The sequence below is a fragment of the Glaciimonas immobilis genome, assembly GCF_011947285.1.
GTDB lineage: Bacteria > Pseudomonadota > Gammaproteobacteria > Burkholderiales > Burkholderiaceae_D > Glaciimonas > Glaciimonas immobilis.
In genome coordinates, this window is sequence record NZ_JAAOZT010000002.1 from 180,750 (window position 1) to 195,098 (window position 14,349).

12 protein-coding genes and 1 tRNA gene are annotated in these 14,349 nt (G+C 50.5%); 9 read left to right on the forward strand and 4 right to left on the reverse strand.

From position 1 onward, the window contains the following. The first annotated feature begins 542 nt into the window (after positions 1-542). From HAV38_RS03045 to HAV38_RS03070, 6 genes are all read left to right on the forward strand, one after another. Positions 543-1,058 (forward strand): hypothetical protein, encoded by a 516-nt coding sequence (locus HAV38_RS03045; protein ID WP_311734778.1) that lies wholly within the window; start codon positions 543-545, stop codon positions 1,056-1,058. A gap of 170 nt (positions 1,059-1,228) precedes the next feature. Next, positions 1,229-2,416 carry a cytochrome c oxidase subunit II gene (locus tag HAV38_RS03050; RefSeq protein WP_168052302.1) on the forward strand — a complete coding sequence of 396 codons (1,188 nt, stop codon included), beginning with the start codon at positions 1,229-1,231 and terminating at the stop codon, positions 2,414-2,416. 182 nt (positions 2,417-2,598) lie between these two features. Continuing rightward, entirely contained in the window at positions 2,599-4,353 is a 1,755-nt protein-coding gene (gene ctaD, locus HAV38_RS03055; protein ID WP_168052304.1) for a cytochrome c oxidase subunit I, read from the forward strand. Next, positions 4,350-5,018: a cytochrome c oxidase subunit 3 family protein gene (locus tag HAV38_RS03060; RefSeq protein WP_168052306.1), complete on the forward strand. Its 669-nt coding sequence runs from the start codon at positions 4,350-4,352 to the stop codon at positions 5,016-5,018. The genes ctaD and HAV38_RS03060 overlap by 4 nt, the downstream gene beginning before the upstream one ends. Positions 5,019-5,109: 91 nt before the next feature. After that, positions 5,110-5,772, forward strand: a complete 663-nt coding sequence (locus HAV38_RS03065; RefSeq protein ID WP_168053488.1) for a heme-copper oxidase subunit III family protein — start codon at positions 5,110-5,112, stop codon at positions 5,770-5,772. Between the two features lie 6 nt (positions 5,773-5,778). After that, positions 5,779-6,105: a cytochrome C oxidase subunit IV family protein gene (locus HAV38_RS03070; RefSeq protein WP_245182166.1), complete on the forward strand. Its 327-nt coding sequence runs from the start codon at positions 5,779-5,781 to the stop codon at positions 6,103-6,105. A 380-nt stretch (positions 6,106-6,485) separates the two neighbouring features. On the opposite strand, the gene HAV38_RS03075 is transcribed toward HAV38_RS03070, so the two are convergent. The 4 genes from HAV38_RS03075 to hpnC form a co-directional block, all read right to left on the reverse strand. After that, positions 6,486-7,622: an alpha-hydroxy acid oxidase gene (locus HAV38_RS03075; protein ID WP_168052308.1), complete on the reverse strand. Its 1,137-nt coding sequence runs from the start codon at positions 7,620-7,622 to the stop codon at positions 6,486-6,488. A 359-nt stretch (positions 7,623-7,981) separates the two neighbouring features. After that, positions 7,982-9,337, reverse strand: coding sequence for a hydroxysqualene dehydroxylase HpnE (gene hpnE, locus HAV38_RS03080; RefSeq protein ID WP_168052310.1), 1,356 nt, complete (start codon positions 9,335-9,337; stop codon positions 7,982-7,984). Positions 9,338-9,373: 36 nt separating this feature from the next. Continuing rightward, a complete protein-coding gene (gene hpnD, locus HAV38_RS03085) occupies positions 9,374-10,207 on the reverse strand; it encodes a presqualene diphosphate synthase HpnD (RefSeq protein ID WP_168052312.1) in 834 nt (277 codons plus the stop codon). 242 nt (positions 10,208-10,449) lie between these two features. Then, positions 10,450-11,262, reverse strand: a complete 813-nt coding sequence (gene hpnC / locus HAV38_RS03090) for a squalene synthase HpnC (protein WP_168052314.1) — start codon at positions 11,260-11,262, stop codon at positions 10,450-10,452. Between the two features lie 378 nt (positions 11,263-11,640). On the opposite strand from hpnC, the gene HAV38_RS03095 reads away from it, so the two are divergent. The 3 genes from HAV38_RS03095 to tig all read left to right on the forward strand — a co-directional run bounded on the left by HAV38_RS03095 (position 11,641) and on the right by tig (position 14,182). Then, positions 11,641-11,725, forward strand: a tRNA-Leu gene (locus HAV38_RS03095). A gap of 345 nt (positions 11,726-12,070) precedes the next feature. Next, complete coding sequence (locus HAV38_RS03100) at positions 12,071-12,571, forward strand: CreA family protein (RefSeq protein WP_168052316.1); 501 nt, start codon at positions 12,071-12,073, stop codon at positions 12,569-12,571. Between the two features lie 258 nt (positions 12,572-12,829). Continuing rightward, entirely contained in the window at positions 12,830-14,182 is a 1,353-nt protein-coding gene (tig, locus tag HAV38_RS03105) for a trigger factor (RefSeq protein ID WP_168052318.1), read from the forward strand. The last annotated feature ends 167 nt before the right edge of the window (positions 14,183-14,349 follow it).

Below are 14,349 nucleotides of genomic sequence, written 5' to 3' on the forward strand. Positions count from 1 at the left end.
AGAACAACTGTCCAAGATCGGATCTCCATGAAATGTTGTGACGCCAATTTTAGATAGCGATTATAAGTCTGTCAAGCAAAAAACGCCTGCGCACTTAGTCATACGATCGTATTTCAGCTACTTAACTCGAAATTCATCTGGCATTGAGGCTGTATCAGTCCTGTCATTAATCAGCGTGAATTGTGGCAATTGTCATGTGATGGTCCATTGAGTGCAATTTTGTTTATAGATTCTTATGCAGGCTCGATACTGGCAGTAAACTAGAGCGATAGACAAATCGCTTTATGCTGCGGTGCTCCCTTGCGGCGTGCTGCCAACGGTGTCCGTATCCGTTTCAGGTCATTTAATCTAGATTTAACCTCTGCATCTTGCCGGAGACCATTGTTACAGACTGCTCTGCGTGCGCTGCAACACATCGACTCTTTTGCAGGTTGTTAAATTTGTACTACACTAAATTCAACAGCACCTATTGAGTATTGCGTTGGCAGCTTGTGTTCAAAAATCATTGGGACTCTTAACGGTGCCGTTTTTTATGGGAGATCATGATGGAACTTCACATGCATACGCATCATCTGGAATCGCGCGCGCCGGACTGGGTGGCGGCGGCGGTTTCTGGGTTCCTCGGGGGCGCGGCGATAATGGTTCTGGAGTTGCTATGGTCGGCACTCATAACGGGTTCAAGTCCATGGGCGGTGTCGCATAGGATTTCCGCTATTGTCATGGGACCGGACGCGCTTCGCTTAACCGAGTTTAATGTTCCCATCGTTGCCACGGCGTTGATTACGCACTATATTTTGGGCATTATTTTTGGTCTCGTCATGTGCATGATTATTGCCCCTTTTCATTTTGATTCTAGCGTAGGCATGGTGTTGATTTCAGGCGTCGTGTTCGGTCTTGCGCTTTATGTATTCAATTTTTATGGCATGTCTCGAATTTTCCCGTGGTTCAGTGAAATGCGGGGCGGGGCAGCGCTAGTAACGCACGTGATATTCGGCATGGTGACCGGGCTTGCCTATTGGGCTTTGGAGCGACGGGAGCGGCGCAATCCTCGGCATTAATTGTCGGTATTAATTCTTGCAGGTTGGTAAATTATGCAGTTGGTGCGTTGACGCTTGACAAAGGCGGGCAAGGTTATTTGCTGGAATAGAGTAATTTCAATTGATCGTTACTCGCTGATCGTTACTCGCGCGTCACTTGGTCCGGATTAACGTCGGACAAGAGGATAGTTATGACTATGGCCGTCGTACTTATCATTATTGTTGACCTTTCGGTGCTATTCCATATTTTTAGTCCATGGAGGGCTACGCCGCTGGCCTCTAACTGGCAGCAAATGGATAGCACATTAACGATCACGTTTATTATCACCGGTTTCGTTTTCGTTGTTCTGAATCTTTTCCTTGTCTATATGTTGCTGCGCTTCGGTCATCGCAAGGGCCACCGCGCGGTTTACCATCCAGAAAACAAAAAGCTGGAATGGTGGCTGACGGGCGTTACCACGGTCGGCATCATAGCGTTACTGGCACCGGGGTTGGTGGTGTACGCGAATTTTGTCGACGTTCCTAAAAATGCACTGAAGGTCGAAGTGCTAGGCCAGCAATGGCAGTGGCGCTTTCGTTTTCCTGGCGCTAGCGGACGGCTAGGGCGTAGTAGCGTCAGTCTGGTCAGCCCGACCAATCCGTTTGGTATCGATCCGGGCGACCGCGCGGGACAGGACAATATCCTCATTAATAGTAACGAATTACATTTGCCGGTGAATGCGCCGGTCCAGATGATGCTGCGTTCGCAGGATGTGCTACACGACTTTTATGTGCCGCCTTTTCGGGCGCGTATGAATATGGTGCCGGGCATGGTGACGTCGTTTTGGTTCACGCCGAACAAGGTGGGGCGGTACGAAGTGTTATGTGCCCAGTTATGCGGAGTGGGTCACGCCAATATGCGTGGCTTGGTAGTGGTGGAAGATGCGGCTTCTTTTCAAAAGTGGTTAGCCACTCAGCCGACTTTTGCTACATCACTTTTGCCGCCAAAAATATCCGCCGGGGGTGCGAACGCCGGTGCTAGCGGGCTGGTTGCACAAGGCAAGTCCCTGGCTACTTCCAAGGCATGCCTTTCTTGCCATACGGTAGACGGGGGAGCGCTGGTGGGGCCGACCTGGAAAGGTTTATTTGGCAGGACGGAAACGATGGAAGATGGAAGCACCGCGTTCGTAGATGAGGCCTATTTGCGCGATTTTATTCGCAATCCTACAGCACACCGGGTAAAAGGTTTCACGCCCATCATGCCCAGGATCGATATGACTGACGACGAGCTATCGGCGCTCGTAGCGTATATCAAGTCTATTGGCGCGGATAAAAAACAAAATGTTGCAACGTCTGGTTCGCCTATTGGATCAAATGAACATGGCGTGGAAACCCGGTAGTGACAGAAGAAGTAAGGCCAAAAAAGTCAGTAATATTATTACCTGACGCCCAACTTTGGGGCCAGTACTAATGCGCTTAATAATGGCATACGCATCCATAAATACGGAAAAATCAACGCATAACCAAGGCAAAATCAACGCATAACCAAGGCATAACTTCGCAACCTTCGATGGGGAAGTCCATGACCAGCACCGACGAGAGTATGGCGCATCACGCACCGCAAAGTTTTTTCCTGAAATATATCTGGAGTCAGGACCACAAGGTGATCGCGATTCAGTATTCCTGTATCGCGATCATTGCGGGATTGGTCGGCGTGGTGCTATCCAATCTGATGCGCTTGCAGCTTGGCTTTCCGGGACGTTTTGCAGGTATTGATGCGTCACACTATTACCAGTTCATGACCATGCACGGCATGATAATGGTGATTTATTTATTGACCGCGTTGCTGCTCGGCGGGTTTGGAAACTATTTGATTCCGTTGATGGTGGGTGCGCGCGATATGGTGTTTCCTTATTTAAACATGCTCAGCGTCTGGACCTATTTTTTGTCGGTGATCGTACTGATGGCCAGCTTTTTTGTGCCCGGTGGTCCAACCGGTGCTGGATGGACCCTTTACCCGCCGCAAGCAATACTGCCCGGTACGCCGGGATATGAATGGGGCATTATTTTGATGTTGGTCTCCCTGCTGATATTCATTGTCGCGGCGACGATGGGCGGATTAAATTATGTGACTACCGTATTGCAGGCACGCACCGAGGGCATGACGCTGATGCGGATGCCGCTAACTGTATGGGGTATTTTCGTGGCGACAATACTCGCATTGCTGGCTTTTCCTGCGTTGTTTGTGAGTGGCATCATGATGTTGCTGGACCGGACCTTAAGTACCAGTTTTTTCATGCCCGCTTTAATTTCAATGGGTAAAGTCACTGGCTACAACGGTGGCAGTCCGCTGCTGTTCCAACATCTGTTTTGGTTTTTCGGTCATCCGGAAGTCTATATCGTTGCCTTGCCAGCATTTGGTATCGTCTCGGACCTGATCAGCGTGCACGCACGAAAAAATATTTTCGGCTATCGCACGATGGTGTGGGCATTACTGGCCATCGGGGTTCTTAGCGTACTGGTCTGGGCGCATCACATGTTTGTTAGCGGCATGAATCCTTATTTTGGCTTCTTCTTTGCGACCACGACTCTCGTCATTGCAATACCTACGGCGATCAAAGTGTATAACTGGTTACTGACGCTATGGGATGGCGATATCCATATGACGGTGCCAATGCTGTTTGCATTGTCTTTCATCAGTACGTTTTTGATTGGCGGACTGACGGGGCTATTTCTCGGCAATGTCAGTGTCGATATTCCACTGTCGAATACCTACTTCGTGGTGGCGCACTTTCATATGGTGATGGGGGTCTCGCCACTGCTGGTTATTTTTGGAGGAATCTATCACTGGTTCCCGAAAGTCTCGGGGCGTATGCTCGATGATCGGCTCGGAAAAATACATTTCTGGATTACCTTTATTGGCACCTATTCTATTTTTTTTCCGATGCATTACCTTGGCATATTGGGCATGCCCCGTCGATATTATGAGTTTCAGGGTTATAAATTTATTCCATCGTCCGTGTCATCGTTGAATGTTTTCATTACCGTGGTGGCGCTCGTTGTTGCGGCAGGCCAGCTCTTATTCATATTTAATTTAATCTGGAGCACCTTCCGGGGTCAGCGTGCTGATCCCAATCCATGGCGCGCGGCGTCACTGGAGTGGCAGACACCCTCGACACCGCCTGAGCATGGAAATTGGGGGCCGCAATTGCCGGTCGTCTATCGTGGCGCTTACGCTTATAGCATGCCCGGCGAGGACGAGGATTTTATCGCTCAGAATGCACCCCCAGCAGGGGGAGGATTAGCGCCCGATCTGCGTAAAGGAGCATTGGCATGAGCGCCATCAGTAACTTTGAATTTCAAAACAGTCGCCCCAGAAGTGGCCGGAATAACAATGCCCCCTGGCCCCGCACTGCAACCAATCCGGCCCCGATAAGCATTGCATTATGGATATTTATGGGTGTGGCGACCGCACTTTTTACCTTATTTTTGGCAGCTTATGCAATGCGCATGGATGCAACCGACTGGTCGCCGATTGCGATGCCATGGCAATTATGGCTCAGCACGATATCGCTGATTGCCGCCAGCCTGATGTTGCATGTGGCCAGTAAAGCAAACCGGTCTGCGCTGGCGCGTAACTATCTGATAGTGGCTGGCACGTTAGGGGTATTATTTTTGGGCGCGCAGTCATGGGGCTGGTATACGCTGCAAACGCTACACGTTACAGCGGCAGGCAATCCGGCTGGCAGCTTTTTTTATTTGCTAACCGCGATCCATGGTTTGCACGTGGTAGGGGGATTAGTTGGCTGGGTAAGGACCGAACGTTTTGCCCGCTTCGGGCAAAGGGGCGGTGGTTCTGTGCATGATTTGCAATGGCGGGTCAGATTGTGCGCACGCTACTGGGATTTTTTGCTGGCGGTATGGATTGTGCTCTTTGCCGCTTTGGGTTGGCTCACGCCGGATATTGTCCGGTTCGTGTGCGGTAATTCGTTGACGTCATAAAAGGGGACGAAATATGGTTCTGCCCATCAACCCGGCCACACAGGTGGAAGCATTAAATCCAGCCAGTCAGCAGGCTGCGCTCCGCAACCCAATGGAGGTGAAGTCCTCGGGCTGGCGTCAGTTAATGAATGACTGGTCCGCAGATCGCGTGGCTTTTCAGGTGTCCTGGGGCAAGGCGATGATGTGGATATTCTTGCTTTCCGACACCTTTATTTTTAGCTGTTTTCTGGTGGGCTACATGACCGTGCGCATGTCTGGGACTACCCCATGGCCGGACCCCAGCATCGTTTTTGCATTACATATTGGCGGTGCCGAAGTGCCGTTACTGTTGATCGCCATCATGACGTTTGTTCTTATCAGCAGCAGTGGCACGATGGCAATGGCGGTGAACTTTGCCTATCGTCGCGAACGCGTGCGGGCCGCAACGTTAATGTTAATTACTGCGGGATTTGGCGTGGCTTTCGTCAGCATGCAAGTCTTCGAATGGACTAATCTTATCGTCAACGAAGGCGTGCGACCTTGGGGCAACGCGATGGGAGCGCCGCAATTTGGCGCGACTTTTTTTATGATTACCGGGTTTCATGGACTGCATGTAACTTTTGGCGTGATCTATCTGGTGACGGTGGCGGTCCGTATCTTACTCGGACGATACGAGCGCAGCGGCAATTACCAGATCGTTGAGATTGCCGGTTTGTATTGGCATTTTGTGGATCTGGTATGGGTATTTATCTTTGCGTTATTTTATCTTTGGTAAGGTGCGATGATGGACACTCCAACGCCTCATTCCGGGCAGCAGCATCCCACCAGTCTCTATCTGAAAATATGGGGCTTGCTATTCGTGCTCAGTACGTTGTCCTACATGGTCGATTATCTGCAGTTTCACGGCTACCTGCGATGGGCATTAATCTTGTTATTGATGTTGCTCAAAGCAGGCCTGATCGTCGCATTTTTTATGCACATGGCGTGGGAGCGGTTAGCGCTGATATATGCAATCCTGGTTCCACCACTCTGCTTGTTGGTACTTGTGGTGTTGATGGCGACCGAAGCGCATTACACTTTTCTTACGCGGTTACTTTTCTTTCGCTGAAATTGAACTGGCATTTTTGGAGGGTGTTTGTTTTTACGCTCTTTGCAGCGTATTTTTGATTTGTGTGTCGCCCGAGAGTTTTTGGTGACGAAATTATCGGAAGTGTTTTGAGAGAATTTACGTTTGCTTCCCCTCACCACAAAAGCGCTTTAACGGTGCCGAATTGCAAATGAGGGGATAAAGTTGAAATTGTTGCGAAAGACTGCAAAAAAAAAGCCAGCAGCGGTTCTATACGCTGCTGGCTTTTTAGCGGAAAAATTACTGCCGGATTGAAATATCCCCCGGGCGCCTTTTCGCCCACCATTGCGGGGGGCCACCTAGAGAGATATTGCGACAACGGTTGCGATCACGGCTAATTTCAACGGACGTGCCGTCAATCGTTAACCGCGCATTAATATCTGTGGCCCCACATCCTTGATATCCTTGGTGCCGGTAAGCGCCATGCTGACGTCCAGTTCCTGACGCATGATTTCCAGCATTTTGGTGACACCCGCTTCGCCCATTGCGCCCAGACTGTATAGAAAAGCCCGACCGATCATCGTGCCTTTTGCGCCCAGAGCAACGGCTTTCAGCACGTCTTGTCCGCTGCGGATTCCGCCGTCGAACCACACCTCGATTTGATCGCCGACTGCTTCAACGATGGCGGGTAATGCTGAGATTGACGATATAGCGCCATCAAGTTGACGGCCACCGTGATTGCTGACGACGATCGCATCGGCACCGCTGGCGGCAGCGATCTTGGCATCCTCCACATCCAGAATACCTTTTAGTATTAATTTTCCGCCCCATTGCTGTTTAATCCATGCGATATCATCCCAGGATAGGGTTGGGTCAAACTGACTTGCGGTCCATTTGCTGAGGGTTAATATGCCATCTGCGCCTTTTACATGTCCGGCAAGGTTGCCGAATGTCTTGCGACCGCCTAATGCACGCAGGGCCCAGGCTGGTTTGCTCGCCAAATCGATGAGATTGGCAATGGTCATTTTGGGTGGCACCGACATCCCGTTTTTAATATCTTTGTGGCGCTGACCAAGGATTTGTAAATCCAGGGTAAGTACCAACGCTGAACATTTTGCCGCTTTGGCCCTCTCGATCAAAGATTTGACGAAGCCGCGGTCGCGCATGACATATAGCTGGAACCAGAACGGCTTAGTGGTGACACTGGCGACATCTTCTATCGAGCAGATGCTCATGGTCGATAAGGTGAAGGGAATGCCGAATTTTTCGGCGGCGATGGCGCCCAGCATTTCGCCGTTGGCCCACTGCATCCCGGTAAGTCCGGTCGGCGCAATGGCGACCGGCATCGTGACGTTTTCGCCGATCATGGTCGTGGCGGTACTCCGCTCGTCGACGTTAATTGCGACGCGCTGGCGTAATTTGAGCGCGGCTAAATCGGTACTATTGGCGCGATAGGTGCCTTCGGTATAAGAGCCGCTGTCAGCATAGTCGTAAAAAGCTTTAGGTACCCGTTTCTGAGCAAGTATGCGCAGGTCTTCGATGCAGGTAATGACGGGCATTGTTTCTCCGTTGGTGATAAGTAATGGGCGATGAACGACGCCTGACTGATAACTGATGAAGCACGCGTAACGCGGAGTTAATCTCAAGTCTACGCTTCCGATATCCTAGGGCAAAACAGCGCATTGCTGGGAGAAATCGATATCGATTTAAGATGAAGATTTTTCAACTCAAATATTAACGTAATCACGAACATCGTTAAAATTTACGAAGGCTAAAAGAAAATGCGTTTGTCGAGGGAGATTTGCGTCTGTACAAGGTAATGGATATAGTTTTATTAACGATTTTATTGTCGGGGTTTCTTTGCCAGGTCCGGGTCTTATGCTATCTCGGCGGGGAGCGTCAACCACGCGACGACGTTTTACACTAAATCCAGTTCCTTTGCGGCTTGGTTGCCGCTCCTTACTGCCGATTCCAGAGTCGCAGGATAGTCGCTGATCGTGTAATCGCCAGCTAACCACACGCCAGCCAGGCCGCTGCTGTTACTCGGGCGGGCAAGGGCGGGTGTGCAGGCAAAAGTGGCGCGCTTTTCTGATATGACCTTAGTCCAGTGCGGATGTGCTAATTCGGGCAGCTTGAAGACCTCGGCCAACTGTTCAGCAATCCCCTTGCATAGTATCGCGTGGCCATCGCCGATGGCGGCGGCGGAACTACTTAAAACCACGGCTAGTAGGCCCGCCTGAGTCGAATCAAGTTGACCGCGATCAAACACAAATTGCCCCCAATGGCCCTTGGATCTGTTTTCGATCAGCGCCATAAAGGGGCGCGACAGAAAAATAGTCGAGGCATATCGTAAATAGCAAGTCGTAATTGGTTCGTATGTGAAGCCTTGGAGCAATGTGGTGTCTGTTAAATCATCTAATAGTTTAGCCGCAGTATCGGGCGGCGTGGCTATCACGACCGCATCAAAATCCCCTACGGATTCTGTGGTACTAACTCGCCACTGACTTCCATTAGCCTGCAATTGTCTGATGTTGCAACCAAGACGAACGCTGCCGCCAGCTTGCGCGATATAAGTTGCCGCACTATTTGGTAGCAAATTGCTAAGAGCAACGCGCGGTAGCAACATATCCGAGGCGGCACGGCGGGCACCGAGGCTGTCGCGTAACACCGCGAGAAAAACTTGGGCAGATGCGCGCTCCGGCGGCGTGTTTAGTGCGGCGATGCAGAGCGGAGACCAAAGTAGCTGGGTCAACCGTTCAGTTTGATCAAAGCGCTCTAACAAAGTGCTAACGCTACAGTCGTCATGCAGTTGCCAGCCCATCCAGCGAGCGGCGGAATTGAACCGTGCGAGCGCCAGTTTATCGGCACGGGTCAATCCTTGAGCACGCCACAGCGCGGCCAGCAGGTGTAATGGCGCGGGCAGCCGCGGTGCCTGGAATGTGATGCCGCCGCTACCAACCGGATAGCACATTTGCAGGGGCAGGCGCAGCAAAGTCGCCGCCGGATCGACACCCACCTTGCGCATCAGTTGCAAGGTTTGCTTGTAGGCACCGAGCAGGATGTGCTGACCGTTATCGTGCGTCATAGTGTGACCGGATGCAGTGGCAGACGCAGGAACATCGCTGGTGACGCTGCGGGCGCGCCCACCAAGCACGCGGCTGGCTTCGAACAGTGTCACCTGATGCCGTTTAGCGCTGCTGCTAAGAGCCACTGCCGCCGAACAACCGGCCCAGCCTGCACCGATAACGGCTATTTTTTTTCTGGGAACGCTCATGCTAGTCTGCGCCATTTTTGATCAGTCGAGGATGGCTCAGCCACGAATATACGTCTTCCAGGCGAGCCATAATTTGCGAATCGGCGTCAAAGAGATGCGCTGATTCAAAACGTGAAAGCCGTCGCGTTCGATTTCGTTTAATAGTGCACGGTAAATTGCTGCCATCATCAGGCCGGGGCGCTGAGCGCGGCGGTCGGCTGGGGGCAGGAGGGCGAACGCTTCGTCATACATTTTCTGGGCACGTGCGACTTGAAAGCGCATGAGATTCTCAAAATTTTCGCTATGGCGCGCGTTCAATATATCGGCGGCCGTAACGTGAAATTGCTGCAACTCATTCACTGGCAGGTAAATGCGGCCTTTACGCCCATCTTCGCCTACATCACGAATGATGTTTGTCAGTTGAAAAGCCAGGCCGAGTTTTTCTGCGAACTGCAACGTCTGTGGCTGCGTTAGTCCAAAAATACTGGCCGACAAGATGCCTACAACACTCGCGACGTGCCAGCAATAGTGTTTGAGGCCGGGATAGTCCAGGTAACGCGTTTGATTAAGATCCATCTCCATGCCGTCAATAATCGCCTGCAAATGCTCACTATTGAGCTCGTAGGTTGATAAATGCGGCTGTAGCGCTTTGGTTACCGGATGCGTCGGGCTACCGCTTACCATCGCGGCAATTTCCTTGCGCCACCACATGAGCTTGGTGCGGGCCACCGCTTCATCGGTGCAGTCATCGACGGTATCGTCAACTTCGCGACAAAATGCATAAAGCGCGGTGATTGCGCGCCGTCGTTCTACAGGCAAAAATAGAAAGCTGTAATAAAAACTTGATCCGCTCTGTGCGGCTTTTTGCTGGCAGTAGTCGTCAGGAGACATGAAATATCTTTGGTGTTGTTGCAACGGACAGCTTAAATAGTAAGCAACTTAAGTAATTGTGTTTAATGCAGCGCGCAAAGTTGCTATGCTAACCGAGTGCGGCGGGCAGGACAAATCGAATAAGCAAAAATCAATATTTGCCGCCAGAACTGACACCACTGAATTGCGACCTTGGGTGTGCTAGTTAGGATATGGCGCAAAGGACTGGGTTAGCCAGGAACTTGCAGCGCATTGATAATACGTTAGCGCATCCGCACAGCACGCCATGCTAAAACTAGCCAGTCCCATCTGCCTAATGTGGGCCGATGCCGGAAAACATCATAATTGACACTTTCTAAGCGTTCAAGAATGCGCAAACCGCCTTGCACCACCAGGCGCAGCTCCCAGCCAATTCGGCCCGGAAGGCGCACGGCGAGCGGCGCTGCATCCAGCATCATCTTACGGGTGCGCCCTACCTCGAAGCGCATCAAATTGCGCCATTTGGCGTCGCATCTGGACGTTGCAATGTGGGTCGCATCGACACCGAAGCGTTGCAAATCATCGAGCGGCAGATATATCCGGCTCTTTTCCCAGTCAATTGCTACATCTTGCCAAAAATTTATCAATTGTAACGCTGAGCAAATCGTATCCGAGTCGCGTATGTTCTGCGACGTTGCTGCGCCGTATAAATGCAACATGAGGCAACCTACGGGATTTGCTGAGCGCCGGCAATAATCAAGTAAATCCTCAAAGTTCTCATAACGCGTCGTCACAACGTCCTGCCTGAACGCCGACAACAAATCTCGAAAAGGCGCTATCGGCAATCCATATTGGTCGATTACCTTATGTAGGGGGTTAAATAAAGCGTCCACGGTAGTGTTGTGTTGTTCGATTCGATCCAGCGCCAATTCATAATCGTCCAAGGCGGACAACCGTTCTTGCGGACGCGCATCACCCTCGTCCGCCAGATCATCCGCACTGCGGGCGAACGCATAAATTGCCTGCACCGCTGGTCGTAGCCGGGCGGGCAGCAGCCAAGAGGCAACGGGAAAGTTCTCGTAATGATTAACGGGCATATTGATAGCAATATCGATGCGTTGTTGCTTTAAATAACATTTCGGGTGGCGAGAAGGGTGGTTATGAGGTGGTGGCGGGAATCGCAACACGATTCGGGATGGCACCCTCATCTGAAAACAGGGCAACATTTTCAGCCTCGAATAATAAATCAAAAAGGCATCACCCTGCATCTGTTTGGACCCGCTCGGCCCTTTTGTGCATGTGTATAGGGATGATACTTAGATTAAGTAATGAAATTACCCTCTTTATAGATGTCCACTTGCTTGCCAGCGCAGCCTTTGGACGATCTTATGACGAGGAATGAGATAAATTATGCGCTTGGCTTTATAATTGACTAGCGTAATGGGTTGCTCTTTGTTAGAATGCGGCTTCTTGAAGCGGATATGGCGAAATTGGTAGACGCACTAGATTTAGGTTCTAGCGTTGAAAGACGTGGGGGTTCAAGTCCCTCTATCCGCACCAAAACATGCAGCAAAAATAATCGTAGGGCTTTTTTCTCTAATCACCACTGCCTCGGCAATGCGTGATTGATCAAGTACTGCGATGTCAGAACAGCCCTCTCATGAGGGCTTTTTTGTGCCCGGTACTTACCCTCCTGCGTCGCCGTTGCCAGCGACTCTGCGTTTCTTTACCTCTCTTTTAATCGATAATTCATGGTCGCGACTTTATGCGCCGGATGGCGATTAAATTCTACTCACGCGGCTTTGATCTTTTCTATAAAATTGTTAATGGATAGGACTGATCGATGGACCGTTTCAGTCGCCAGACTTGCACTTCTTGTATCGATTTTAAAAAAGCGAGGTAACCATGAAACCAATAACTGCTGCGTTAATTGCTGGCGGTATTGCGGCTTTGCTAAACCTCGGCATAGCAAGCACCGCATCCGCCGGGTCTGAAGAAGTGGGTGAAGTGAGTACTGCGTTTCGTTGGCTTGGGCACAATGATCGGGTTGTTGTGGAAGCGTATGATGATCCGAAGGTGCAAGGCGTTACCTGTTATGTCTCGCGGGCACGCACCGGGGGAGTAAAAGGCACGGTCGGCCTCGCGGAGGACCGTGCAGAAGCGTCAATTGCTTGTCGCCAGGTGGGAGCGAGTGTGCGTTTTCTCAACAAGTTACCGTTGCAAGAGGATGTATTTACGGAGCGAATGTCGATTCTATTTAAGCGCCTTCACATAGTGCGTATAGTGGACCCCAAGCGCAATACATTGATCTATCTGACATACTCGGATAAATTAGTGGATGGAAGTCCTCAAAACAGTGTCACAGCTGTTCCCGTGCCAGCAGGTACGCCCATTTTGATAAAATAGCGTCCGCTCTTATGTGCGGGGGAATTGAGTATTTGACGTCACTTCATGACGGGCCAAAGACCGGTCAATGAGGGGTTTTGGCGCAACGTGCTGTTTTACGTATAGAATATCGGTCTTTAGCGTGCCGGGAACAGCGTATAAATGGCAACATTTAGCCGCATAATTGATAAAAACATAGTTTTCGCGGTGTTTTGATTCTTTTTGGTTACTCAGGTCACACACATAAAACAAAGAATTTCTAATTTTTGGACGATTCACATGGCAATTGCAGTCGAAACTCTGAACAAACTCGAACGTCGCCTCACCATAACTATTGCTATGGCTGAAGTGCAAACCGAAGTCGAAAAGCGCCTCAAAGTGCGAGCACGGACCGCTAAGGCACCGGGTTTTCGTCCAGGCAAAGTGCCGATGAAAATGGTTGCCGCGCAGTACGGTTTTCAGGTCGAAAATGAAGTGTTGAACGACAAAGTTGGCCGCGCTTTCAACGAAGCAGCGAATGAAAATAATTTGCGGGTTGCCGGTTTTCCAAATATCGAGCCAACCGGTAGCGAAGGTGTTCCAGAGGGTTCAATTGCCTTTCAGGCGACTTTCGAAGTCTACCCTGAAGTTAAAATCGGCGACTTGAGCGGTGTTGAAGTTGAAAAAACTAAAGCAGAAGTCAGCGATACTGAAATTGACAAAACGATTAACATCCTGCGTAAGCAACGTGTGCATTACCACGTTAAAGGTGAGCATGGCGAGCACGGAGACGGCGGCAGCGAGCTTGCTGCACAAAATGAAAATCGCGTTACTGTAGATTTCGTCGGTACCATCGATGGCGTTGAATTTCCAGGCGGAAAAGCTGATGACTACGTATTCGTTTTAGGCGAAGGTCGCATGTTGCCAGAATTTGAAGCTGCAACGGTCGGCCTTAAAGTAGGCGAAGCAAAGACTTTCGAGCTGGCTTTTCCTGCTGAATATCATGGCAAAGACGTCGCGGGAAAAACAGCAGAATTCACTATCACACTGAAAAAACTGGAATGGGCGCACCTCCCGGAAGTGGATACGGAATTCGCAAAATCGTTGGGAATGGAAGACGGCGATCTGGAAAAAATGCGCGCAGACATTAAGCTCAATTTAGAGCGCGAAGTCGGTGCACGTGTTAAAGCGAAGAATAAAGACAGCGTGATGGATGCGCTGATCAAAGTCAGCGAACTGGATGTGCCGAAGGCGCTAATTGATCAGGATGTGCAGCGTCTGGTTGAAATGACGCGTCAGGACATGACTCAGCGCGGTATGGATACCAAAAACATGCCGTTTCCTCCGGAGCTGTTCACAGCCCAGGCTGAGCGTCGCGTGCGTCTGGGCTTGATTCTGGCCGATGTCGTAAAAGAGAACCAGTTGCAAGCCAGTGCCGAGCAAGTTAAAGCACAGGTTGAAGACTTTGCGCAGAGTTACGAAGACCCAGCAGAAGTATTGAAATATTATTTCAGTGATCGTAGCCGTCTGGCAGAAGTCGAAGCACTTGTTTTAGAGGAAAACGTCGTCAACTACGTATTAAGCAAATCAAAAGTGACTGAAAAATCGGTCCCGTTTGATGAACTAATGGGTAACAACGGACAACAAGCTTAATTCAGCGTAATTAGGCCGAGCGGATTTATGGGCCTGACCGGAAACGGCGATACAACGCATCGCACTGAAGTTGCAATCGGATTGCACTGATTTGTAGACTCGCAAAGTAGTTTGCGTTAATGGCAATGTATAGCATCTCGTTTCCGGCAGTGCCAATTGCGCTCTAA